Origin of the sequence: Sodalis glossinidius str. 'morsitans' (genome assembly GCF_000010085.1) — a bacterium.
Lineage (GTDB): Bacteria > Pseudomonadota > Gammaproteobacteria > Enterobacterales > Enterobacteriaceae > Sodalis > Sodalis glossinidius.
Map to the genome: position 1 here is coordinate 1,150,442 of NC_007712.1, position 24,249 is coordinate 1,174,690.

Below are 24,249 nucleotides of genomic sequence, written 5' to 3' on the forward strand. Positions count from 1 at the left end.
CCGTCTACGCCCCCTCTCACGCCGCTACCGTCTGCCTTTTTTGGCAGGCGGGCAATGGATTGCTACCACCCTTAACCTTCCTGTCGCCTGTAACCCACACCCGATACGCACTCTGAATGGCATGAATGTGCCATTTTTGTGACACACGCACCTTTTTTAGCATTGAGCACCCGTTTGGTGCATTCCCGCTTCGCTGAACGTCGCCTTTCACGCCGACGCCCTGTCCAGCAACGGGCAGGTGCCAAAGGAATAGCCTGCTAATGGTAAATTTCTATGTCAAAACATTTGTGGCACATATTTTGCCTTACTTGGGCGTAGTGGTCGCGAGTCGGGACTTAATTTTCGAGGGGTACATATGAAGCTGGTAACCGTGGTGATTAAGCCATTTAAATTGGAAGATGTGCGTGAAGCGCTCTCCTCTGTGGGTATTCAGGGGCTGACGATCACTGAAGTGAAAGGATTTGGACGTCAGAAAGGCCATGCTGAGCTTTATCGCGGTGCTGAGTACAGCGTAAATTTCCTGCCGAAAGTGAAAATTGACATCGCTATTGCCGACGATCAGCTTGATGAAGTGATTGATGTCATCAGCAAAGCGGCTTGCACCGGCAAGATCGGCGACGGCAAAATTTTTGTTGCTGAGCTTCAGCGGGTTATTCGCATTCGTACCGGCGAAACCGACGAAGCGGCACTTTAACGTTATGCGCTATTTGTAGAAAGGGATGAATAAAAAAATGAAGAAACTTGTCTCACTCACCGCTCTTGGCGCGGCGGCCCTTTTGCCGTCCTGGGCCATGGCTGCGGCACCCGCGGCCGATAAGGCCGATAACGCGTTTATGATGATAAGTACCGCGCTAGTGCTGTTTATGACCCTGCCGGTGATTGTGCTTTTTTACGGCGGCATGCTGCGCGGGAAAAACGTGTTGTCGATGCTGACGCAGGTGGCGGTCACCTTCGCCCTGGTCTGCGTACTGTGGATGATTTATGGTTACTCGCTAACGTTCGGCACCGGTAACGCCTTCTTTGGCGATTTCAGCATGATTATGCTGAAAAGTATCGGCGTGACCGCGCTGAACGGCATTTTCTATCAGCTGATTCATGTGGCGTTTCAGTGCTCCTTTGCCTGTATTACCGTTTGCCTGATCGTTGGCGCGCTGGCGGAACGTATCCGTTTCTCGGCGGTGTTGATTTTCGTGGTGGTATGGTTGACGTTCTCCTATCTGCCGATGGCGCATATGGTGTGGGCGGGCGGCTTCCTGGCATCGCTTGAGGCGTTGGACTTCGCCGGCGGTACGGTGGTGCACATCAATGCCGCCAGTGCCGGTCTGGTGGGCGCTTACCTGCTGGGCAAACGCGCTGGCTTCGGTAAAGAAGCCTTCAAACCGCATAACCTGCCGATGGTCTTTACCGGCACTGCAATCCTTTATGTCGGCTGGTTCGGTTTCAACGCCGGCTCCGCCAGCGCTATCCTCTCCTGGGTGTTCGTCGAGTGGATGCTGCGCGGCAAACCTTCCTTACTGGGCGCGTGCTCCGGGTGCATTTGCCGGTCTGGTCTTCATTACTCCGGCTGCCGGTACCGTCGGTGTCGGCGGCGCGCTGGTCATTGGTCTGGTCGGTGGCGTAGCGGGGCTGTGGGGTGTGGTCAAATTGAAGAAATGGCTGAAAGTGGACGACGTTTGCGATGTGTTTGACGTACACGGTGTCTGCGGCATCGTCGGCTGTCTCCTGACCGGGGTATTCTCCTCCGCCTCTCTGGGCGGCATCGGTTATGCTGAAGGCATCACGATAAGACATCAGGTCTGGGTACAGCTTATAAGTGTAGTGGTGTGTCTGATATGGTCTGGCGTGGTCGCGTTTATCGGCTTCAAAATCGCCGATATGATGGTGGGCTTGCATGTTTCTGAAGAGCAAGAGCGCGAAGGTCTGGAGTGAACAGCCACGGCGAAAACGCCTACAACCCTTAATCGAGCGTGACCGGTTCGCGAACCGGTCGTTCTGGTCACCCCTGGCGGGAGCCTTTGTGCTTCCGCTTTTTTTATGGCCGCCGTTTACTCCGGTAAGGGGGAGGGCGCGAGAAAATCCTCCTTAACCCGGCGAGAGGAAAATTCCGGGATCTTGTGCCATGATTAAAGCATTGGGTGGTACGAACCACCATCGCATTCGCCACCACGTTACTCACGGTGGTGAAGGTCCGGCAAATAATAAGAAGGAGAAGAGAAAGATGAAACACTGGCAGGTTGTTGCGGGTATCGCCTTGGGCGCTACGCTTGCAGGATGCGCGGATAAAAGCGCCAATATTCCCACCCCCGCGTTTAAAGCGCCGGGAACCGCCCAACAGGGCGCGATTAGCCAGCCGGCGGTAGCGGCACGGTCTATATCTGCGAACGTATTGCGCTGCCGCCTGACGCAGCGCTAACGCTATCCGATGCCACTATCCCCGATACCCCGTCCAAGGTTATCGCGCAGCGAGTCGTGCGTACCGAGGGTAAGTAGGCACCGTTCAGCTTTGTGTTGCCGTTTAACCCCTCGGATATCCAGCCCAACGCCCGTATTCTGCTGAGCGCCGCCATTACCGTCGATGGGCGTGTGGTGATGATTACCGAACAGGTCAAAATGGCGGTCACCCAAGGCGGCACGCGTCACGACCTGACAATGATACCGGTACAGTCGGTTGCCTTGCCGACGCAAAACAAGCCCGCGACCACGGTTCCATTAACGTCGCCTACGCAGGTAACTCCCTCTAATAGTGTTCCGGCGCCCACGTCCTTCTGATAGATAGCGGCGCTTGTGCACATCATGACCGTCGCCCGCGGCGGCCTTCCCATAACCAAGCCCGTTTCCCTCATGGCAACGTGTCAACGGTGGCCACACTTTCACCGCGTCAATAGTTAGTAGCGGCCGCACGCGGGGCAGCAGGAAACGGCGTCGATTGTTTACCAAAGCCGTCCGCACGCCGTCAGGCGCGATTAATCAACGTCTTCCGGTCGCCAACGGTAGCGGTCAAGATCAAATCGGCCGCTATCCTGTAGCAGTAGTCCTCCCTCTTGCAGCACGTGAAGCTGACGGTAAAAATCCTCCCCGCTTAACGAGATGGCGCCGTGACGATTAACCACCCGGTGCCAGGGAAGTTTGCTGCCTTCAGGCAAACGGCTTAACAGACCACCCACTTGATGCGCCACTTCACCATAGGTTATCAGTCGTCCATACGGGATAGCCGCCACGATGTGGTAAACGCGCTGGGGAAAATTATCATGAGAGGGATCGGACATATTCCACTTCAACAGGTAAATCGGCGTGGGGATTATCCTGTCATATTCGGTTCGCCTCCCGCAAGCCGTCTGCGCTGAAGCGTTAAGTATAAAACATATTGGATAAGAAAACGGCGCTTAAACCGCCTCGGCTTGCAATTACCGAAGCCTTAATTGATAATGCCCCGCGCTCGTGTGAAACGAGCCGTCAATGGAGGCTCCGTGGGTGCTCTCGCAACACTACCTTGTGAACTCGGTCAGGTCCGGAAGGAAGCAGCCGCAGCAAGCGACGTGTGTGCCGGGATGTCGCTGGCGGGGCCTCCACCCATTTCAGCTGCCACTCGTCCTGTCATGACGCAACATACCCACGTGCCACTTTGGATCACTCCCTCTTTCAGTGGAAATAAGGCGTGTTTTTCCCGCTATTGCCCTTTATTAATGGCGTGGGGAAATCGTATCTGCCGGCCAGTGCATTCCCGTCCGGCACCTGTAAAAATACAATTGTACGAAATGACGTCAGGGCAACCCAGCGAAAATGAGGGAAATCCGATGCAATAGGCGCTTGACTGTGTAGCTTTTGACCTGCCTATAGAAAAGTCCAATAATGTTATTAACCAGTATGATAACGCACTCGCCATTTACACCTACATCGCGCGCCAGACAAATAGGAAGTTAACCTGACGTCAATGGCGCGAAAAAGAGCGTATTTCAGCAGGAGCGGGCAATAGGTAATTTAATTGCCGGCGGGTAAAAAAGGTATTAATAGTCATGTTTATTAACACCAACATTATATTTAGAATAATCAGTTTTAGCGTACATACTTCCAGACGGAAACCGGTACTTTGTCGTATAGCTTGTTCATCGTCAGTTCCGCCAGACGATGATCGGCGGCGGAATTGAATATCTCTAGCTCGTCATCGGACAGTTCATATTTGTTTTTTTCAATCACACGCTCAAGGGTTTCCAGCGTTCTGCACTTCCTCAAGCGCATTAAATAGTCGATCTTTTTCATTTTTACCTTTTCGTACAGTCAGTTGAACGGGGATGTGCTTACTTTCTCAGGTTGTACAGAGCTCTGTCTCCGAGAATGTTCCGAATAAACGCCTGCGGCTGCGCCGCCAGCGCTGTATATCGTAATTATTGATGCCATAGCTACTGAACAGGGTAAAAGTATCGTCTAAAAAGGTTTCAGCCTGATCGGTAAGCTCACTTTCATTATGGTATTTAAGTTTGAAGATGACAATATTCGCCGCTATGTGCTCAATTAATTCGTTAAGCTGCAAATTGACGGCGGAACTTGGGTCATTTACCCAACCATGATAGCTGTTGCCCAGACTGGCAATGCCTTCATCATAGAGATTTTCACACAGGTATTTCAATTGCGCAATATCGTAGCGTTTGGGTGAATACTCATCCATATCAGCCCTCCTAACACATAGCAATTGCAGTGATCTTAAAACCCGGCTGGGGACATGGATCGATACCCACTTCGCCCATTCCAGATTAAAGATAGGATATTTTAGGCGATTTGGCATCCCTTGCTTACATTAACTTACAGTCCCTGAGTCATAGCCTGCCGTGACGGCAAAGCTCAGGTAAACAGCGTGGGATAGGGCCTCAGCGTTCTCTCGTTGCCGGCGCGCTAGTGCGGAATGAAACGGTACGGCTGAATAACATTATACAGTGCTGTATGCGCGATTAGTACTTTAAAATTAGCAGACATGTCGGATAAATAAAAGAGTGTTTTCTTCTTATTCACTCGATTACAATATTTGTTTACAAATATGCGTAAATCCCTGCATTACCCTTACAACGTTCGTGTATAGACCATTTTGCTGTCTGACGGCGGCAAATAAAAAGCGCTGAAGGTATTTCTCCCGGCGTAGCGATGCGCTGACTTTCTCTCTTGGCCCCGATGAGCCTCTCTTGCAAAGTTAGCGGCGTTTTTTGCGTCCCTGAACCGCCTTAAAGCGCGGATTGGATTTGCAAATTACGTACACACGCCCGCGGCGGCGGACCACCTGACAATCAGGATAACGCGTTTTGGCGCTCGCAAGTGAACTTAATACCTTCATCTTAAAGTTGTCCTGTGGATTATGACGGTTGATCGAGGAAACGGCCAAAGCGTTGGTTGAAACGTGCGGTGCTGCCGTCTTTGGCTACCGTGCGCTCTTTGCCGGTGTAATACGTGTGTGACGCGCTGGAAACCTCCAGGGTGACATAGGGGTAGATTTGTCCTTCGTAGTCCACGTGCGGGTCGTGGCGATGGTAGATCCGACCTTAAACCAGACATCGGCCGTCGTGTCGTGAAAAAACACCTGGCGATAAAGGGGATGAATATCGGGTTTCATCATGCTTCTCCTTTTTGTTATGTTATAACATTTTAATTATAGCGCCAGGAAAGACATTATACAATTGCCGTTCGGGTGTTAGCCGTTTTATGCCGCGGACAAAAAAAGGGCCGCAAAGCGGCCCTCGGGGAGTGGTATAATCACCTCGCGCCTTACGGCCGCGGCGGCGGATTCTCCACCGGATGTCCCTGCTCCAGTTCGTCCTGATGGCCTTTTTTACCGAAGCGGCGGCGCACCACCACAAAAAACACCGGTACAAAGAAAATAGCCAGCAGGGTAGCGGTAACCATCCCGCCCATCACGCCGGTACCGACCGCGTTTTGCGAGCCGGACCCGGTCCCGGTGCTGATAGCCAGGGGCAGTACGCCGAGAATAAAGGCGAGGGAAGTCATCAGAATCGGCCGCAAGCGCATGCGTACCGCTTCCAGCGTTGCTTCTATCAGTCCTTTGCCTTCTTTTTCCATCAGATCTTTGGCGAATTCCACGATTAATATCGCGTTCTTGGCCGATAGTCCGATAGTGGTCAGCAGACCAACCTGGAAATACACGTCATTGTTCAGACCGCGCAGCGTTGCCGCCAGCAGGGCGCCAATTACCCCCAGCGGTACAACCAGCATAACCGAGAACGGGATCGACCAGCTCTCATACAGCGCAGCCAGACACAAGAACACCACGATTAGCGATATTGCATACAGCGCTGGGGCCTGGTTGCCAGACAACCGTTCCTGGTAGGACATGCCGGTCCAATCGTAACCGATTCCCGCCGGCAGTTTGCCCGCCAGTTGCTCCATTAATGCCATGGCTTCACCGGTACTTTTACCGGGCGCGGCTTCCCCCTGGATTTCCATTGACGGCAACCCGTTATAGCGCTCCAGACGGGGTGAACCGTACTGCCAGCGAGCGGTAGTTACCGCCGATAACGGCACCATTTGGTTATCCGAACCGCGCACGTACCAGTTATTGATATCCTGCGGCAGCATACGGTAGGGCGCGTCACCCTGGACATAAACCTTCTTCACGCGGCCGCGGTCGATGAAGTCATTAACATAACTGCCGCCGAGCGCTGCGCCAATGGTGGTATTGATATCCGACAGCGAAACCCCCAGCACCTCGGCTTTTTCGTGATCGACATCCAGCTTGTACTCTGGGGTATCTTCCAGACCGTTCGGGCGGACGCCTTGCAGTACATCAGGATGCTGTGCCACCATCCCCAGCAACTGGTTACGCGCGGCGGTCAGCTGTTCATGCCCCAGGTTATTCTCATCGATCAATTCAAAGTCGAAACCGGTTGCGGTCCCCAGCTCGACGATTGCCGGCAGGTTAAACGCCAGCACGATGCCGTCCTTGATCTTCGAGAAAGCTTGGTTGGCGCGGGCGGTTATTGCGGGGACCTTATTCTCAGCCCCGGAACGCTCACCCCAGTCTTTCAGGCTGACGAACACGATACCGGAGTTCTGCCCGCGTCCGGCGAAACCGAACCCGTTGACGGTGAACACCGATCTGACGTTGTCTTTCTCATTGTTAAGATAGTACTGGGTCACTTCATCCAGCACATGCTGGGTGCGTTCCTGCGTCGCACCCGCCGGCAGCAGGGTCATCGTCAGGAAAACCCCTTGGTCTTCATCTGGCAGGAATGAGGTGGGCAGGCGGATAAACAACAGCGCCATGCCGACCACAATCAGCAGATAAATCAGCAGGTAGCGGCCGGTGCTATTTAGAATGTGGCCGATACTGTCGGTGTAATGATGAGTACTCTGATCGAACTTTTTATTAAACCAACCGAAAAAGCCTGTGGTCTTGCCGTGGTCGCCTTTTTTGATGGGCTTGAGCAGGGTGGCGCACAGGGCAGGGGTCAGAACCAGCGCCACGATAACCGACAGAATCATTGCCGATACAATGGTGATGGAGAACTGACGGTAAATGGCGCCGGTTGAGCCGCCGAAGAACGCCATCGGTACAAACACGGCGGACAACACCAGCGCGATCCCCACCAGGGCGCCCTGAATCTGGCCCATCGATTTCCGCGTAGCTTCAATGGGACTGAGTCCCTCCTCGGCCATAACGCGCTCGACGTTTTCCACCACCACGATGGCGTCATCCACCAAGAGCCCGATGGCTAGCACGCAGGCGAACATCGTCAGGGTGTTAATGGTATAGCCAAACGCCCCCAAGATGGCGAAGGTCCCCAACAAGACGACCGGCACCGCGATAGTCGGGATAAGCGTAGCGCGGAAGTTCTGCAAGAACAGATACATCACCAGGAACACCAGGATGATGGCTTCCACCAGCGTTTTTACTACCTCGGTGATGGAAATCTTCACGAACGGCGTGGTGTCGTAGGGGTAAACCACTTTCAGCCCCGCGGGGAAGTTGGCCTGTAGCCGTCCCAGCTCTGCTTTGACCGCGTTGGCGGTATCCAGCGCATTGGCGCCGGTGGCGAGCTTAATCCCCAGACCCGTGGCGGGCTGGCCGTTAATGCGGGCGATGATGTCATAACTTTCACCCCCGAGCGCAATCGTGGCCACATCCTTCAGCCGGACCTGCGAGCCATCGGGATTGACCTTCAGCTGGATTTTACCGAACTCGTCGGTGGTTTTCAGCCGAGTTTGCACGATGATCGACGTGTTAAGCTGCTGCCCTTTCACCGGAGGGGATCCCCCCAACTGGCCTGCGGCGATCTGGTTGTTCTGGACCTCAAGCGCACTGATGACATCTACCGGCGTTAATTGAAAGTTATTAAGCTTGTTAGGATCGAGCCAAATACGCATCGCATATTGGGCGCCGAACAGTTGCACTTCGCCTACGCCGTTGGTACGACTGATGGGATCTTTCAGCGAGGAGCCGACATAATCCGCGATATCTTCCTGAGTCATGTTTTTATCATCGCTGATAAAACCGGCGACCATGAGGAAGCTGGCGCTGGATTTCTGCACCTGTACACCTTGTTGCTGAACTTCTTGCGGCAGCAGCGGCATCGCAAGCTGCAGTTTGTTCTGCACCTGAACCTGGGCGATATCCGGATCGGCACCCGATTCAAAGGTCAGCGTGATGGTCGCGGTACCGGACGAGTCGCTATCGGACGCCATGTACATCAAATGGTCGATGCCGTTCATATTCTGTTCGACTATTTGCGTCACGCTGTCTTGCAACGTTGAGGCGTCCGCGCCGGGATATGTCGCTGTGATGCGGATCGTCGGCGGCGCGATAGCCGGATACTGTTCGATGGGCAGCTTGAGTATCGACAGTGCCCCCGCCAGCATGATGATAATGGCAATCACCCATGCGAATATGGGCCGATCGATAAAGTACTTAGACATAAGGGTTACCCGTTCCTGTTAAGACTTGCTAGCGGTGTCAGGCTGAGGTTGTTCCGGTTGTTTTTCCTGGTTGGTCACCTCTTTGGGAGTGACCTGCATGCAGGGTTTCACCTTCTGCACACCGGCGACGATGACTTTGTCGCCTTCCTGTAACCCGGCGGTGACCAACCATTTATCGCCAATCGCCTGCGGCGCCGTGACTTGGCGGATAGCGACTTTATTATTGCTATCGACCACCATGGCGCTCGCCTCGCCGCGGGGCGTGTGGGTTACGCCCTGTTGAGGTACGAGTAACGCGTTTTCATTGACGCCCTGATCCAATCTGGCGCGTACAAACATACCCGGCAACAGCGTGTGTTGCGGATTAGGGAAAATGGCGCGCAGCGTAATGGAGCCCGTGGTTTCATCCACCGTGACGTCGGAAAATTCCAGCGTACCTGTCTGCGCATATTCGCCGCCGTTTTCCATCAGCAGATGCACTGTCGACTTGCCGTCACGCTGTTTCAGCGTGCCGTTTTCCAGCTCCTGGCGCAGACGCAGAAAATCGTTACTTGATTGAGTCACGTCGACATACATAGGGTCCAACTGCTGCACGGTCGCCATGGCCGTTGTTTGCGCGCTGGTGATCAACGCGCCTTCGGTGAAGGCGGATTTGCCGATGCGGCCGCTTATCGGAGACGTGACGCGGGTGTAAGCCAGATTAATGCGGGCGGTTTTCAGCGCGGCCTGAGCGGTCTGCACGGCGGCATCATTTTGCGCCAGGGTGGCCACCGCCTGATCATAGTCCTGGCGGCTGACATAGCTGGTGGAGAGCAGTTTTTTATAGCGGTTGACGGTCACCCGGGCAATGCCGGCATTCGCCTGTGCCTGTGCCAGATCGCCCTTGGCGCTGTTATAGGCGGCCTGATAGGTTGCAGGGTCAATCTGATAGAGAGACACACCTGCCGTAACATCGCTGCCTTCGACAAAGTTACGTTTCAGGATAATACCATCGACCTGCGGGCGGACCTCCGCGACACGAAAAGCGGCTGTGCGGCCCGGTAAGTCGGTGGTGACATTCAGTGCTTGTTTTTTTAGCGTCACAACGCCCACTTCGGGAGCCTGCTGCTGATTTCCTGCTTTGTTGGCTTCTTTATTATCACAGCCTGCGAGAATAAAACTGCCGGAAAGCATAAGAACGGCTGCCAGAGGCAATAGCCCTCTGTTTTTGTTCATAGATAAACCCCAAGATTCCGATTTGAAAAAATTGATCAAGTGATCACAAGCCCCAAAGACAGTGCTGCGTTACATTTTTCATTATGCTATGTTACATACATTCTTGAATGTATGTAAATCCAAAGATCCCGCTAAAACGGCACTATGGCACGAAAAACCAAACGACAGGCTCAGGAAACCCGCCAGCATATACTGGACGCCGCCATCAAGGCCTTCTCAGAGAGAGGGGTATCCGCCACATCACTTAATGATATCGCGGCACTGGCCGGGGTAACGCGCGGCGCGATTTATTGGCACTTCAAAAATAAAGCCGAGTTATTCAATGAAATACTTCATACGGCTGACAGTAAGATCCAAGATTTTGAAACAGAGTATCAAACAAAATATCCAGACAATCCACTTTATGTGTTAACCGAGACAATGATTTACATTCTTGACGCTACCGTTTCTAACCGCCAGTGGCGTGAGCTTATGGAAATTTTGTTTCATAAATGCGAATTCGTGGGTGAAATGGCGCTGTACCAGGAAGTGCGATCGCAATTGTTTGATGAATGTTACGGCCGGCTGGAAGCGACACTCGGCCGCTGCATCGAACAGCAGCAATTACCCGCAACGCTGCACTGCCGGCGTGCGGCGATCATGTTGCGCGCTTACATGACCGGCCTCATGGAAAACTGGCTGTTCATTCCCGGCAGTTTTGATCTGCAAGCCGAGTCGCGCACCCTGGTATTTGGGCTTATCGACATGCTGCGCATGAGCCCGATGTTGCGCTGCGGACAAAACGACGCGCCGCAATCCGCCTGAGGATCTGCGCTTACATAGCCTGAAAACGTTTACTCCGCCGTCTCCGCTTTGCGCAAGTAATCATTTTTGACGATTTCCAATGCCGCCAGCACCAGCTCCGGCGCCAGTTCATTTTTTTCCAGCAGCATAATCAAATCGATCGCCAATCTGATTTCGGGGGATTCGTCTTCGAGGGTCACCTCGTTCTCCTGCACAACTCAGGCTGTAAACTGAAGTATAGATGATATTATTTACATCTCTTAAAGATGAAAAGGTAATCCATTTGTTCCACCGGATGAATTATTTTGTTTATTCTCCCCGTTCCCGGCACTCTATTTGATATTCCAGACGGGTCAATGCCTGCCGGCAACGCATAAGACGTCCTTCCAGCGCGGCGATTTCCTGCTGTAGCTGCCGAGTGCGGGCGAGATCGTTTGCAGCAGTGCGCAAGCTATCGCGATCGCAGATCATCGCCAGCAACCGCCGCTCATAATCCTGATGCTCGGCCAGTCGGGCATACACATCTTCGGCCGGCGTGCTGGCTGGGTGCTCGTGACGCAAATTTTGCGTGGCCAGCTCGCGTGAGAGTGCCAACATTTGATCGGTGAGCCGCTGGGCCAGCCAGGCAACGCGCTCGGTGCGGCCCTGTTCCACCGCGCTGGTCAAATGGGAGAGCGTTGCGCGGCTCTCGGACAGATAGTCCTGAAGCCGGTTGCCGCGCGCGCTGAACAACAGGGGATCGAAACGGGATTGCTGCACCAGTGGGTGTCCCTGAGTGTCGATGCGTGCGGCTAATTCGTTAAGTCGGGCGCCAAGGGCGGTAATCAGTTGAGATGCGTGCACGCCATTTACCTGTAATGAATGACATCGGAGTCGACTTTTATGATAATACCCCGTCGTTTTCAGTGATGCACAGCATTAACGCAGGGGGCGCAGCCTTGCGCCACGTCAATAATTTGCCTCTTCTACGTTTGCCGGCGGTTGCATTTTTGCGGTAGTTTGCATAGATTTGAGCGCTTTCGTGCGCGGTCAGTCTTGTTTTAGCCATGACAGGCACCGCGTTGATGATGAATTGAGGTTTTTCCAGGCATACCCACTATGACCGCTACGGAACAACAATTAGCATTAATCAAGCAAAGCATTAAATCGGTTCCGGACTATCCGAAACCCGGCATCCTGTTTCGCGATGTCACCAGCCTGCTGGAAAACTCGCGCGCCTATGCCGCCAGCATCGCGCTGTTGGCCGATCGCTTTCGCGATGCCGGCCTGACGAAAATCGTTGGCACCGAAGCGCGTGGATTTCTGTTCGGCACACCGGTCGCTCTGGCGTTGGGGCTGGGGTTTGTTCCGGTGCGCAAGCCCGGCAAGCTGCCGCGTGAAACCATCAGTGAAAACTATGTGCTGGAATATGGCACCGACGGCCTCGAAATCCATAAAGACGCTATAGTACCCGGCGATAAAGTACTGGTGGTGGACGATCTGCTGGCCACGGGAGGGACTATCTGCGCCACGGTGAAACTAATTCGGCGGCTCGGCGGCGAGGTGCAGGATGCGGCCTTCGTTATCAATTTGGCCTACCTCGGGGGTGAAACGCTTCTAAACAGTATCGGCGTAGCTAGTTATAGCCTGGTACTCTTCCCCGGCCACTGATGACAACAGCCTCGCGGTGCTGTGCTGTGCTGTGTTAGCATGGCCCTCTGTTCCCCCGACGTAAATCGCGACTCATGAGCTATCAGGTGCTTGCCCGTAAGTGGCGTCCGCAAACGTTTGCCGATGTAGTAGGCCAGGAGCATGTCCTGACAGCGCTGGCAAACGGCCTTTCATTGGGCAGGATCCATCATGCCTATCTTCTATCCGGCACCCGCGGCGTGGGTAAAACCACGATTGCCCGTCTGCTGGCCAAAGGGCTGAACTGCGAAACCGGTATCACCGCCACCCCCTGCGGCCAGTGCGATAATTGCCGGGAAATCAAGCAAGGGCGCTTTGTCGATTTGATTGAAATCGATGCCGCCTCGCGCACTAAAGTTGAAGACACCCGTGAGCTGCTGGATAACGTTCAATACGCCCCGGCGCGCGGCCGCTTCAAGGTGTATCTGATCGATGAAGTGCATATGCTGTCCCGCCACAGCTTTAACGCTTTGCTGAAAACCCTTGAGGAACCGCCGGCGCACGTCAAGTTTTTACTGGCCACCACCGATCCGCAAAAACTGCCGGTTACAATCCTTTCCCGCTGTCTGCAATTTCATTTAAAGGCGCTCGACGTTGAGCAGATCCGCAACCAGCTGTCCTCCGTCTTGCAGCAGGAGCAGATCGTTACCGAGCCGCGCGCGCTGCAGCTGCTGGCCCGTGCCGCCGACGGCAGCATGCGCGACGCCCTCAGTCTGACCGACCAGGCCATCGCCATGGGCCAGGGGGAGGTGAGCGCCGAGGCGGTAAGTCTGATGCTCGGAACGCTTAACACCGAGCAGCCGCTGGCGCTTATCGAGGCGCTGGCCAACGCCGACGGCGGCGCGATGATGGCACAACTTGCGCAATGCGCTGCCCGCGGTATGGATTGGGAAAGTCTGCTTGTCGAGATGCTTTCTTTACTGCATCGTCTGGCGCTGTGCCAGCTGGTGCCGGACCAGTTGAATAATGAGGACGATCCGGCCAGCGTAGCGCGTTTGCGCGACCTGGCCCGGCGTTTGCCGCCGGCCGATCTGCAACTGTACTATCAGATCCTGCTTATCGGGCGCAAAGAGCTGCCCTTTGCGCCCGATCCCCGGATGGGAGTAGAAATGACGCTGCTGCGCGCGCTGGCGTTCCATCCCGCCGTGGTGGAAACGGTGACGACCGTCGCCAGAACGGAAAAAAAAACGGCTGAATTCGGCGCTAACGCGCGCCACGACAGCATTGCCACCGGCGCGGCCGCAACAGCCGGTGCCCCGGACGCGTCCGCCGCCAGGCCTGCGCCCGTCGCTAACGGCGGCCGTAGCGTCGGCGCTGCTCCGGTAGCGGGATCATTGACTGGCGCGCAGACTTCGTCGTCGCCTGGCGGTCGTCAGCCCAGCGGGGTCGATAGCGACGAAGAGAGTATAATGCTGGCCTATACCGCCAGCGGCTTCGATGATGATGAAGCGCAGGGCGATTGGCAAGACGGCGTTCTGACGCCTGAGAAGGAAGCGTCGCGGGCACCTTTCGCGCCGTCTTCCAAAGGCGACAGCCCGTTGCCAGATGCGACCGCACAGCTTTTGCAGGCCCGCACCGCCCTATTAAAGCGGCAGGAGAGCCAAAAAACAAAAAAGGATGAACCGGCGCCGGCGCTCCAAAAAAATGCCGTTACCGCGCTGGAGCGGCTGGCCACCGTAGGCGAGCGCGCGCATCAGCGCCAACCCGCCGCCGGCCGGGCAGAGCCGGCGAAAACCCCGCGGCCGGAGGAGTACCGCTGGCGTGCCAGCCAACAGCCCGAGGCAGCCCCGGAGCCGGTAACGACCCCGAAGGCGCTGCGCACGGCGCTGGAGCATGAAAAAACGCCGGAGCTGGCGTTGTGCCTGGCAGAAGAGTCGCTGACGCGCGATCCCTGGGCGGCGCAGGTCAACCGTCTGGCGGTGCCCAAACTGGTGCAGCAGCTGGCTTTGAACGCCTGGAAAGAGGATTTGGCGCCGGGCAAAGTCTGTTTGCACCTGCGCGCCTCGCAGCGTCATCTAAACTCGGCCTCGGCGCAAAGCGCCCTGTGCGCCGCGCTGAGCGCCGATTTGGGCGCGCCGGTTGAATTAACCGTAACGGAAGATGATAATCCGGCGATGAAAACGCCATTGGAATGGCGCCAGGCGATTTATGAAGAGAAACTGATGCGGGCGCGGGAAGCGATTATGAACGATGCGCACATTCAGATGCTGCGACGCTTTTTTGACGCCGAGCTGGATGAAGACAGCATCCGGCCCGTATAACCCGCCGCGCTGCGGCAAGACGCCGCCAGTGCGGCCCGATGCAACTAAGAGAGAAGACTATGTTTGGTAAAGGCGGAATGGGTAACCTGATGAAACAGGCCCAGCAAATGCAGGAAAAAATGCAGCGGATGCAAGAAGAGATCGCGCAGCTGGAAGTGACGGGAGAGTCGGGCGCCGGCCTGGTCAAGGTCACGATTAATGGCGCGCACAATTGCCGCCGTGTCGAGGTCGATCCCAGCCTGCTGGAAGATGACAAAGATATGCTGGAAGATCTGATCGCCGCGGCGTTCAACGACGCCGCCCGCCGTATTGCCGAAACCCAAAAGGAAAAAATGGCCGCCGTCTCCAGCGGCATGCAGCTTCCTCCTGGTTTTAAAATGCCGTTCTGATGCAAACCAGTCCCTTACTGGAGGCATTGACGGAGGCCTTGCGCTGCCTGCCGGGCGTCGGGCCGAAATCGGCGCAGCGTATGGTTTTCCATTTACTGCAGCGCGATCGCAGCGGCGGGATGCGTCTGGCGCAGGCGCTGACCCGCGCGATGTCGGAAATCGGCCATTGTGCGGATTGCCGCACCTTCACCGAGCAGCCTGTCTGCACGATTTGCGCCAATCCCCGCCGGCAGCAGTCGGGCCAAATCTGCGTGGTGGAAAGCCCAGCAGACATCCATGCTATTGAGCAGACCGGCCAGTTCGCCGGGAGCTATTTTGTGCTGATGGGGCACCTGTCACCTCTCGATGGTATCGGCCCGGACGATATCGGTCTCGGGCGGCTGCAGGAGCGGCTTGAGAACGAAAGCATTGAAGAGGTCATCCTGGCCACCAACCCGACGGTAGAAGGGGAGGCGACCGCCAACTATATCGCTGAAATGTGCGCGCATTACGGTGTCATGGCTAGCCGCATCGCCCATGGCGTGCCGGTAGGCGGCGAGCTTGAAATGGTGGACGGCACCACGCTGTCCCATTCGCTGGCGGGCCGTCATCCCATCAAGTTCTGACGCCGCCTCAGGCCGGTCCGCCGGCGGCCGGAGGTACGCTTTTTTCACCTTTCGCTTGAAATAGTCCTCCCTTATCCCCATTTGTACTTCATTGCCGTCTTTAACTGCCTATTTGGTCGCATTTTGGATTGAGGTATAACATGAGTATGAAAGGACAAGAAACCCGCGGATTCCAATCGGAAGTAAAGCAGCTGCTTCATCTGATGATCCATTCTCTTTATTCTAATAAAGAAATCTTCCTGCGCGAGCTTATTTCCAACGCATCAGATGCGGCGGACAAACTGCGTTTTCGCGCCCTGTCACAGCCCGATTTATACGAAGGGGACGGCGAGTTACGCGTACGCCTGTCCTGCGATAAAGAAAAACGCACTCTCACCTTCAGCGATAACGGTATCGGCATGCGTCGCGAGGAAGTGATTGACAATTTGGGTACGATTGCCAAATCCGGCACCAAGGCGTTCCTGGAATCGATGGGATCCGATCAGCTAAAAGACAGCCAGCTCATCGGCCAGTTCGGCGTTGGCTTCTATTCGGCCTTTATCGTCGCGGACAAGGTCACCGTCCGCACCCGTGCCGCCGGCGCCAAACCCGATGGAGGGGTGTTCTGGGAGTCTGCTGGTGAAGGGGATTACACCATCGCCGATATCACCAAGCCGGAGCGCGGTACGGAAATCACCTTGCACCTGCGCGAGGGCGAAGACGATTTCCTTGATGACTGGCGTCTCAAGAGCGTTATCGGCAAATACTCCGACCACATTGTGCTGCCGGTGGAAATCGAGACACGTAGCAAAAGCGAAGAAGAGGGCAGCGACGAAGAGGTCGTGACCTGGGAAAAAATCAACAAAGCGCAGGCGCTGTGGACCCGTAACAAGGCCGACATCAGCGATGACGAATATAAAGAATTCTACAAGCACTTGTCCCATGATTTCAGTGAGCCGCTAAGCTGGAGCCATAATCGGGTTGAAGGGAAACAGGAATATACTAGCCTGCTTTATATCCCGGCGAAAGCGCCCTGGGATATGTGGAACCGTGAGCACAAACATGGACTGAAACTGTATGTGCAGCGCGTGTTTATCATGGATGACGCCGAACAATTCATGCCGAATTACCTGCGCTTCGTGAAGGGGCTGATTGATTCCAACGATCTGCCGCTCAACGTGTCGCGGGAAATTTTGCAAGACAGCCGCGTGACGCAGAACCTGAAGGGTGCGCTGACTAAACGTGCGCTGTCGATGCTGGAGAAGCTGGCCAAGGACGATGCACAGCAGTATCAATCGTTCTGGCAGGAGTTTGGTCTGGTATTGAAAGAAGGCGCCGGCGAGGATCCTACCAACGGTGAAGCGGTTGCTAAACTGCTGCGCTTCGCTTCTACCCATGGAGACAGCCCGGCACAGACCGTCTCGCTGGAAGAGTATGTCGGGCGCATGGTGGAAGGGCAGGAAAAAATCTATTACATCACCGCCGACAGCTATGCCGCCGCCAAGAGCAGTCCCCATTTGGAGTTGCTGCGTAAGAAGGGCATCGAGGTGCTGCTGTTCTCTGATCGTATCGATGAATGGATGATGAGCTACCTGACGGAGTTTGACGGCAAAGCGTTCCAGTCGGTCAGCAAAGCCGATCCGTCGTTGGATAAGCTGGCTGATGAAGAAGACGAAGAGCAGAAAGAGGTGGAAAAAGCCCTTGAGCCGTTCGTTGAGCGCGTAAAAACCTATCTCGGCGAGCGAGTCAAAGAAGTACGGCTGACGCACCGTCTCACCGATACCCCGGCGGTCGTCACGACCGATGCCGATGACATGACGACGCAGATGGCCAAACTGTTCGCCGCCGCCGGTCAGGCCGCACCGGAGATCAAATATATCTTTGAACTCAACCCGGACCACGCGCTGGTCAAACGTACTGCCAATTTGGGCGATGACGGCGCGTTTGGCGATTGGGTGGAGCTGCTGTTGGATCAAGCGTTGCTGGCCGAGCGCGGTACGCTTGACGATCCCAATCAGTTTATCCGCCGTATGAACCAGCTGTTAAACGCCTAAGGTCAAATCCCTATAGGTATCGCGGCAGGCCCCCGTTCGGGGCAGTCTGCCGTTTCTTGCGCGCGTCGGTAGGAAATGTCCCTTGCCGCCAGGTGCGAAAAAATCCCCGCCTGCCATGATATTCCCGCGCCGCCAAAACGGTTTTGCGTTATGATCGTGGGCGCCAGCGGTAGGGCGTTTCCCTCAGGCAAATCCGAAAGCCGCGGACAAGCGCCGTCAATGCGTCCGGTGGCTTGAGGAAAGCGTGCCGGTATTGGTATGGTTTATCGTTTTTTCAGATTTTAAAATACTTTTGGATTAGCAAGGGGATTGACGCAATGCGTATCATTCTGCTGGGCGCTCCGGGCGCTGGTAAAGGCACTCAGGCACAATTTATCATGGAGAAGTACGGCATTCCGCAGATTTCCACCGGCGATATGCTACGTGCCGCGGTGAAAGCGCAGTCTGAGCTCGGCAGACAGGCCAAAGCCCTCATGGATGCCGGAAAGCTGGTGACCGATGAGCTGGTCATCGCACTGGCCAAAGAACGCATTAAACAAGACCATTGCCGCAACGGCTTTTTACTGGATGGGTTCCCCCGTACTCTCCCTCAGGCGGACGCCATGAAAGAGGTGGGTATCGCGGTAGATTATGTGCTGGAATTCGCGGTGCCGGATAGCCTTATTATTGACCGTATTGTCGGTCGTCGGGTGCATGCCCCTTCAGGACGGGTGTATCACGTGAAGTTCAATCCGCCCAAGCAAGAAGGCAAGGATGACGTGACCGGCGAGCTGCTGACCAGCCGCAAGGATGATCAGGAAGACACCGTACGCAAGCGCCTGGTGGAGTACCATCAGCAGACGGCACCCCTTATCGACTATTACCGTAAAGAAGCGGACGCCGGGAATACCCGGTATTTCACCCTTGACGGTACCCGCAATGTGAGCGAAGTGAGCGCTGAATTGGCCGCCATCCTCGGTTGATCTACCGCTGGATGATTCGCCACCGCAAGCAGCCGCGCCTGTGCCTCCGTCTGGGCGCAGGCTGTCAGCGCGGTCCGTTGGGAACCACCCTTGACCGCTGTCATGCTTGACCGAACGCTCATGCCGGTTGTTGTGTCCGCATTCGCGTTGCTGGCTCTTACGGTTGGCGCTGCATCCGACCGCTAGCGCTGTATCCAATTGTTGCCACTGCTTCCGACCGCTGGCGCTACGCCTGATTATTGGCGCAACCATTTGGCGCCCCCCTCAGACATCACCTATTGCAATGATAATGGATGATAACCATTCTCAAAAGCCGCTTTTCCGCTACAATACCCTCTCCGCCAGCGCGTTTAACTCTGATAAATTCATTGGGTTAGCGCCGGCGACGAACCGATAAGGAAATAGCAATGAGCCAGGAAAAATACGGCGTATTGATGGTCAATTTGGGAACGCCGGAAGCCCCCACTCCCCGGGCGGTCAAGCGTTACTTGGCCGAATTCCTCAGCGATAAACGCGTGGTGGATACGCCGCGGGCGCTATGGCTACCGCTATTGTACGGCGCTATCCTGCCGCTGCGTTCACCGCGGGTAGCAAAGCTTTATCAAAGCGTCTGGATGGACGAGGGATCGCCGCTGCTGGTCTACAGCCGCCGCCAGCAGCAGGCGCTGGCCGCCAGCTTGCCTGATGTCGCGGTAGAGCTGGCGATGAGCTATGGCCAGCCGGCGCTGCCGCAGGCAATCGCGCGCCTGCTCGCGCAAGACATCACCCGACTGGTGATTCTGCCGCTATATCCCCAGTACTCCTGCTCCACCAGCGCCGCGATTTGGGATGCGGTGGCGCGTATTCTCACCGGTTACCGCCGGTTACCATCGATAAGTTTCATCCGCGATTATGCAGCACATCCCGCCTATATCGCGGCACTGGCCGCAAGCGTTGAGCGCGCGTTTACCCGGCACGGTAGGCCGGATCGGCTGATTATCTCATTCCACGGCATACCGCAGCGTTACGCCGAGGAGGGTGATGATTACCCGCAGCGGTGCGACGTTACCCTCCAAGCCCTGGCCGCGGCGCTGGATTACCCGCCAGAACAGGTAATGATGACCTTCCAGTCGCGCTTCGGCCGTGATCCCTGGCTGCTACCCGCCACCGATGAAACGATGAAAAGCCTGCCTTCTGCGGGCGTGCAGCATGTGCAGGTGATTTGTCCCGGCTTTGCCGCTGACTGCCTGGAAACGCTGGAGGAAATTCAGGTGCAAAACCGGGAGATATTTGAACATGCCGGCGGTAGTACATTCCATTATATCCCGGCGCTAAATGATGATGCGGCACATGTCGATCTGTTGCACCAGCTTGTGACGGCGGCGCTGCGACCATCGGCACCTCCACCTGCAGTAGTTTCGCTGGCGTCGTTTTAGTTGTCATAACGTGCCAAATAGCGCTACAATAGGGCAAACATCAGCGGATTAATCATTATCGACAAAATCGCGTCGGCCAAGACCAAATGGCGCCCTTGTTCGGACGGCATATCGAGCGCGATGCCCAGGCCGGCGAGAATAAACGCGAATTCTCCGATCTGCGCCAGGCTGACGGCAATGGTCAACGAGGTGCGCAGCGACAGCCCGAACAATTTGACCAGCGCGAAGGCCGCGGCCGATTTGCCCAACAAGATGATGGCCAGGGTCGCCATTACCGCCAGCCGCTCCTGCAGCAAAATAGTGGGGTCGAATAGCATACCCACCGAGACAAAAAACAAGACGGCAAAGGCGCCGCGCAGCGGCAGCGTATCATGCGCGGCGCGGTGGCTAAGCTCGGACTCGTTGAGTACCACGCCAGCGAAAAAGGCGCCGAGAGCAAAGAAAACGCCGAAGAGCTCAACCGCACCGAAGGCAATCCCGAGCGCCAGCGCCAGTACGGCGAGGGTAAACAATTCACGGGAACCGGTGCTGGCCAGTACCCAGGGGACCAGCCGGCGGCCCACGACAATCATCAGGGTGATAAAGGCGACCACCTTGCCTATCGTCAACGCCAGCTCGATATCCAGACCGCGCTTGCCGCCCGAAACAAAGATGGTGGCGAAGGCCTGCGCTGGTGCATGAATGACCGTCGGCAGGCGTTTTTTCTGCCCCAGTGGGCTGATATCACCCACCAGATAGCCGGTGGTTTTCTGCGCCAGTTGCGCATCGGCCATTTCCGCTTTTTTGGCGCCCAAAGCGCGCGCAATTTTCTTTAAATCCAGCTGCAGCGAGACCGGCGTGACCGCCACCGCCAACTGCCGCGGTTCGCCATTGAGAGAGACCAATAACGTTTTATAGACCCGATCGGCGCTGAGCACCAATTTCTGTACCGCCTCCTCGCCGAAATGGGTTTCATTGGCTTCGTGCTCGTAGGCGTGCAGAGTAAAAGAAATACGGTGTTTTTCCAGTAAGGTGACCGAGGGCGTCATGACGGGATCCTACAAACAAAAGTTCAGGCGTTCAGAGTAGCGCAAGCACTCCGGCGGGTAAATGATCCCCGATGGTGTTCATTGCTGCAGCAGTCCCGGTAGGTTATCAGCGCCGTAGAGATGCAAGGCGCCGACCGCCACCACGTAAGCGCCAGGCGGCAGCTGTTGCAGCGTGGATTTCCAGCGATGATTACGGTCGGTCATCAAATAGCGGTAGAGATCCTGACTGAAGGTTGCGGGAAACGCCTGGCGCACGTCCACCGGCCGGCTTTCTAGCCACCAGCCGATCATGACCTGCAGCAGCCGCGCATTGGTGTGCCAGTGCGTCAGCGTGTCCTCCAGCAGCGCCGCGCCTTGATCCGGCAATTTGCGCAGCAGCCCCAGCTGTTCCTCCGGTCCCTCCAATTCGATAATCGGTTGATCATTGGCGCGTGCAGCCTGGATTAACTGATAATCGATACCGTAATCGGCGCGCAGGCCCAACCGCTCCGCCTGACGGGATTGCAGTAGTAAGGCGATATGCCAGGCGGGCAAGGCGTCAAGCGCCGCGAGATCCAAATGGTATTCTTCGCTCAACTGATGCACGTGATCATAATGCGATGCGCTAAGCCGGTCCGCCAACGGCGTTTGTGTCTCGCCGGCGTTTGTCAGAGGCGGGCTGACGGTGATGTCCGCCTCCACGATCAGCGCCTGAGCCTGCTCGAGTCGCTCCAGCAGACGCGCGGGCAGGGGGGCCATCGCCGATGTTCCCATATGGATGCTGCCCACCAAATGAAATTGTCGCCCCGATGCCAGGCTGACATCCATGCCCGGCCAGGGAAACGTCGCCGGCGTTAACGCGCCCAACAGACTCGCCAGGCGCCGTAATACATTTCTCATGCCTATCGCTCCGGTGCTTTTTCGTTGGCTAAGGGTAGCATGAAGCGACGGGTGGGCGGTCAGGAATCTGCCGCCGCCGGCGTTCTCCGCGGGTCGATGCGGGCGTATGACGGCTTGAAGCGGATAAGCCGGTTGGCGTTACTCACCACCGTAATGGAGGAAAGCGCCATCGCCGCGCCCGCCACTACCGGACTGAGGAGGGTACCGGTAAAAGGAAACAGGATCTCGGCGGCAATAGGAATACCCAGCGCGTTGTAAAAGAACGCACCCAGCAAATTTTGTTTCATATTGCGCAACGTGGTGTTAGACAACGCCAACGCATATCGCTGCCGCTGCCCATGGCGATGCCAACTTCCGCCTGCGCCAACATGCCATCGCCAATCATCGCCACCCGATGGCCCTGGCGCTGTAATGAGACAATGGCGGCCGCTTTTCCGTCGGGCAGGACGCCGGCCATGACCTGATCGATGCCGAGGCGGGCCGCGACAGTCTGGGCGGTGTCGGCGTTATCGCCGGTCAACATGACCAGCTGATACCCTGCCGCGCGCAGACGCTCAAGCGCTTCGCCGCTGTCGCTGCGTAACGGGTCATGCACCGCGAACAGCGCCGCCAGTTGACCGTCCACGGCCAGCAATACCGGCGTGGCGCCCTGTAGCGTCCAATAGCGCAGCCGTCCTGCGCCCGCCCGGTGTGTCCACACCCTGCTGCGTCAGCAACGCGTCGTTGCCGAGTAAAACCTGCTGTCCTGCCAGACGTGCGCTAACGCCAAGACCGCATAAGGTGCAGAATTGTTCCGGCTGAGGCAGAGTTTGACCGTTATCGTCTTCCTGCGCGCGGGCGCGAATGGCGTGCGCCAGCGGATGAGCTGAGCCCTGTTCGATAGCCGCGGCGAGCGTGAGCGAGCGCCGGTTATCCCAGCCGTTAAACGGTTCGATAGCCATTACCCGGGGCCGTCCTTCGGTAAGCGTGCCGGTCTTATCGAACACCAGCGTATCGGTACTGGTCACTTGCTGCAAAGCGTCGGCGTTGCGAACCAGCACGCCGAATTCCGCGGCGCGGCCGACGCCAGCCGATAATGGACATCGGTGTCGCCAGACCCAGCGCGCAGGGGCAGGCAATGATGAGCACCGTCGTGGCGATTACCAGCGTGTAGGCAATGCAGGGTTCAGGCCCGAACACAAACCAGATAGCGGCGCTCGCCAGCGCAATAGCCACCACTACAGGCACAAATACCGCCGAAATCCGGTCGGCCAACTGGCCGATGGCGGGTTTGCTGCTTTGCGCTTGCCGCACCAGCCGGATGATTCTGGCCAGCGTGGTTTGATTACCCGTAGCCTGGGCGGTGAACAACACGCTACCGTCCGCCACCACCGTCCCGGCATGGACGCGATCGCCGGCCTGTTTGTGCCGTGCTGCCGGTTCGCCGGTCAGCATTGACTCATCCAGCCAGACCTCGCCCTGGACGATATCGCCATCTACCGGTACCCGGTCGCCGCTGACCAAGCGCAGCGTCATACCGGGCACGACGTGCGCCAGCGGCAACAGTTGCTCACTCCATCGATAAGCAAATGCAGGCTCTCATCCGCCGACGACAGCACAGGGGCCTCTGCCAACGGCGCGTGGGCCTGCGCCGGAAATGTTTTCGCCGCTGCCGGGGGCTCCTGCGCTTCGCTATGGCCCGTCAGCGGCGCAGTTTTGGGGCAGCGGCCGCCTCGGTTTGGCGCGCCTGATAGCCGGCCTGATGCACCGCCGCGATCAGTTCGCCGGAGGTGGCGTTACCGGTGACGTGGGCGCGATCCAGCGTCACCTCGGCGGACACCCGGTACCGCTTCCAACGCTCGTTTCACCCGATTGATGCAATGGTTGAAGGTCAAATCCTGCAACGCTAATTCCGTCGTCGTAGACATGGTTTCCTCCTCAGATAAAAGGGACGGTAGCCGGCTATCACCCGTGCGTTTGCAGCAAGAACATCGTACTACCGGTCATGTTATGACAATCAGCCTAAACCTTCCTGTCGGGCGAAGGTCAAGTCTTTAAAGCTAAAAATACATCATTTTGCGCCCGCGAGCGCCCAGCCCCCTGAGGCGGGACGACATCT

19 protein-coding genes, 1 other RNA gene and 6 pseudogenes are annotated in these 24,249 nt (G+C 56.3%); 12 read left to right on the top strand and 14 right to left on the bottom strand.

All coding sequences use genetic code 11. From position 1 onward, the window contains the following. The first annotated feature begins 355 nt into the window (after window positions 1-355). From glnK to SGP1_RS05820, 3 genes and pseudogenes are all read left to right on the top strand, one after another. Complete coding sequence (gene glnK / locus SGP1_RS05810; protein WP_011410542.1) at window positions 356-694, top strand: P-II family nitrogen regulator; 339 nt, start codon at window positions 356-358, stop codon at window positions 692-694. Between the two features lie 37 nt (window positions 695-731). Then, window positions 732-1,961, top strand: a pseudogene (amt, locus tag SGP1_RS05815) (ammonium transporter). Window positions 1,962-2,218: 257 nt separating this feature from the next. Further along, a pseudogene (locus SGP1_RS05820) lies at window positions 2,219-2,769 on the top strand (YbaY family lipoprotein). 194 nt (window positions 2,770-2,963) lie between these two features. Here the strand turns inward: SGP1_RS05820 and SGP1_RS05825 are convergent. Next, a complete protein-coding gene (locus tag SGP1_RS05825) occupies window positions 2,964-3,266 on the bottom strand; it encodes an MGMT family protein (RefSeq protein WP_041866665.1) in 303 nt (100 codons plus the stop codon). Window positions 3,267-3,466: 200 nt separating this feature from the next. Between SGP1_RS05825 and ffs the strand changes: the two genes are divergently transcribed. Beyond that, an RNA gene (gene ffs / locus SGP1_RS25475) (signal recognition particle sRNA small type) lies at window positions 3,467-3,563 on the top strand. 490 nt (window positions 3,564-4,053) lie between these two features. Here ffs and SGP1_RS05830 read toward each other — a convergent pair. From SGP1_RS05830 to SGP1_RS05855, 6 genes and pseudogenes are all read right to left on the bottom strand, one after another. Next, window positions 4,054-4,257 carry an HHA domain-containing protein gene (locus SGP1_RS05830; protein ID WP_011410544.1) on the bottom strand — a complete coding sequence of 68 codons (204 nt, stop codon included), beginning with the start codon at window positions 4,255-4,257 and terminating at the stop codon, window positions 4,054-4,056. A 46-nt stretch (window positions 4,258-4,303) separates the two neighbouring features. Next, window positions 4,304-4,663 carry an Hha toxicity modulator TomB gene (gene tomB / locus SGP1_RS05835; RefSeq protein WP_011410545.1) on the bottom strand — a complete coding sequence of 120 codons (360 nt, stop codon included), beginning with the start codon at window positions 4,661-4,663 and terminating at the stop codon, window positions 4,304-4,306. Window positions 4,664-5,179: 516 nt separating this feature from the next. Then, window positions 5,180-5,320 (bottom strand): type B 50S ribosomal protein L36, encoded by a 141-nt coding sequence (ykgO, locus tag SGP1_RS05840; protein WP_011410546.1) that lies wholly within the window; start codon window positions 5,318-5,320, stop codon window positions 5,180-5,182. A gap of 19 nt (window positions 5,321-5,339) precedes the next feature. Next, window positions 5,340-5,596, bottom strand: a pseudogene (locus SGP1_RS05845) (type B 50S ribosomal protein L31). A gap of 152 nt (window positions 5,597-5,748) precedes the next feature. Next, window positions 5,749-8,913 (bottom strand): efflux RND transporter permease subunit, encoded by a 3,165-nt coding sequence (locus SGP1_RS05850; RefSeq protein ID WP_011410547.1) that lies wholly within the window; start codon window positions 8,911-8,913, stop codon window positions 5,749-5,751. A gap of 18 nt (window positions 8,914-8,931) precedes the next feature. Further along, window positions 8,932-10,128 (bottom strand): efflux RND transporter periplasmic adaptor subunit, encoded by a 1,197-nt coding sequence (locus tag SGP1_RS05855; protein ID WP_011410548.1) that lies wholly within the window; start codon window positions 10,126-10,128, stop codon window positions 8,932-8,934. A 144-nt stretch (window positions 10,129-10,272) separates the two neighbouring features. On the opposite strand from SGP1_RS05855, the gene acrR reads away from it, so the two are divergent. Then, window positions 10,273-10,932 carry a multidrug efflux transporter transcriptional repressor AcrR gene (gene acrR / locus SGP1_RS05860; protein WP_011410549.1) on the top strand — a complete coding sequence of 220 codons (660 nt, stop codon included), beginning with the start codon at window positions 10,273-10,275 and terminating at the stop codon, window positions 10,930-10,932. A 29-nt stretch (window positions 10,933-10,961) separates the two neighbouring features. On the opposite strand, the gene SGP1_RS25480 is transcribed toward acrR, so the two are convergent. Both SGP1_RS25480 and priC read right to left on the bottom strand, forming a co-directional pair. Continuing rightward, on the bottom strand, window positions 10,962-11,111 hold the full coding sequence (locus SGP1_RS25480) for a DUF2496 domain-containing protein (RefSeq protein ID WP_070108800.1): 150 nt from the start codon (window positions 11,109-11,111) through the stop codon (window positions 10,962-10,964). Window positions 11,112-11,220: 109 nt separating this feature from the next. Continuing rightward, a complete protein-coding gene (gene priC / locus SGP1_RS05865) occupies window positions 11,221-11,754 on the bottom strand; it encodes a primosomal replication protein PriC (protein ID WP_011410550.1) in 534 nt (177 codons plus the stop codon). 255 nt (window positions 11,755-12,009) lie between these two features. On the opposite strand from priC, the gene apt reads away from it, so the two are divergent. From apt to hemH, 7 genes are all read left to right on the top strand, one after another. After that, window positions 12,010-12,561 (top strand): adenine phosphoribosyltransferase, encoded by a 552-nt coding sequence (gene apt, locus SGP1_RS05870; protein WP_011410551.1) that lies wholly within the window; start codon window positions 12,010-12,012, stop codon window positions 12,559-12,561. 74 nt (window positions 12,562-12,635) lie between these two features. Next, window positions 12,636-14,840 carry a DNA polymerase III subunit gamma/tau gene (gene dnaX / locus SGP1_RS05875; RefSeq protein WP_011410552.1) on the top strand — a complete coding sequence of 735 codons (2,205 nt, stop codon included), beginning with the start codon at window positions 12,636-12,638 and terminating at the stop codon, window positions 14,838-14,840. 59 nt (window positions 14,841-14,899) lie between these two features. After that, window positions 14,900-15,229, top strand: a complete 330-nt coding sequence (locus tag SGP1_RS05880; protein ID WP_011410553.1) for a YbaB/EbfC family nucleoid-associated protein — start codon at window positions 14,900-14,902, stop codon at window positions 15,227-15,229. Then, window positions 15,229-15,834: a recombination mediator RecR gene (gene recR, locus SGP1_RS05885; RefSeq protein ID WP_011410554.1), complete on the top strand. Its 606-nt coding sequence runs from the start codon at window positions 15,229-15,231 to the stop codon at window positions 15,832-15,834. Before SGP1_RS05880 ends, recR begins: the two co-directional genes overlap by 1 nt. 146 nt (window positions 15,835-15,980) lie before the next feature. Next, a complete protein-coding gene (gene htpG / locus SGP1_RS05890) occupies window positions 15,981-17,867 on the top strand; it encodes a molecular chaperone HtpG (RefSeq protein ID WP_162010790.1) in 1,887 nt (628 codons plus the stop codon). 317 nt (window positions 17,868-18,184) lie between these two features. Then, window positions 18,185-18,829 (top strand): adenylate kinase, encoded by a 645-nt coding sequence (gene adk / locus SGP1_RS05895; RefSeq protein WP_011410556.1) that lies wholly within the window; start codon window positions 18,185-18,187, stop codon window positions 18,827-18,829. Between the two features lie 407 nt (window positions 18,830-19,236). Next, entirely contained in the window at window positions 19,237-20,244 is a 1,008-nt protein-coding gene (gene hemH, locus SGP1_RS05900; protein WP_011410557.1) for a ferrochelatase, read from the top strand. A 26-nt stretch (window positions 20,245-20,270) separates the two neighbouring features. Here the strand turns inward: hemH and SGP1_RS36145 are convergent. From SGP1_RS36145 to SGP1_RS32780, 5 genes and pseudogenes are all read right to left on the bottom strand, one after another. Further along, window positions 20,271-20,870 (bottom strand): annotated as a pseudogene (locus SGP1_RS36145) (cation:proton antiporter); the annotation flags it as partial. A 39-nt stretch (window positions 20,871-20,909) separates the two neighbouring features. Then, window positions 20,910-21,272 (bottom strand): annotated as a pseudogene (locus tag SGP1_RS36150) (YbaK/EbsC family protein); the annotation flags it as partial. Between the two features lie 78 nt (window positions 21,273-21,350). Then, window positions 21,351-22,151 carry a TraB/GumN family protein gene (locus SGP1_RS05910; protein ID WP_011410558.1) on the bottom strand — a complete coding sequence of 267 codons (801 nt, stop codon included), beginning with the start codon at window positions 22,149-22,151 and terminating at the stop codon, window positions 21,351-21,353. 59 nt (window positions 22,152-22,210) lie between these two features. Then, window positions 22,211-23,702, bottom strand: a pseudogene (locus tag SGP1_RS26715) (heavy metal translocating P-type ATPase); the annotation flags it as partial. Between the two features lie 130 nt (window positions 23,703-23,832). Then, entirely contained in the window at window positions 23,833-23,970 is a 138-nt protein-coding gene (locus SGP1_RS32780) for a hypothetical protein (protein ID WP_243466175.1), read from the bottom strand. Between the last annotated feature and the right edge of the window lie 279 nt (window positions 23,971-24,249).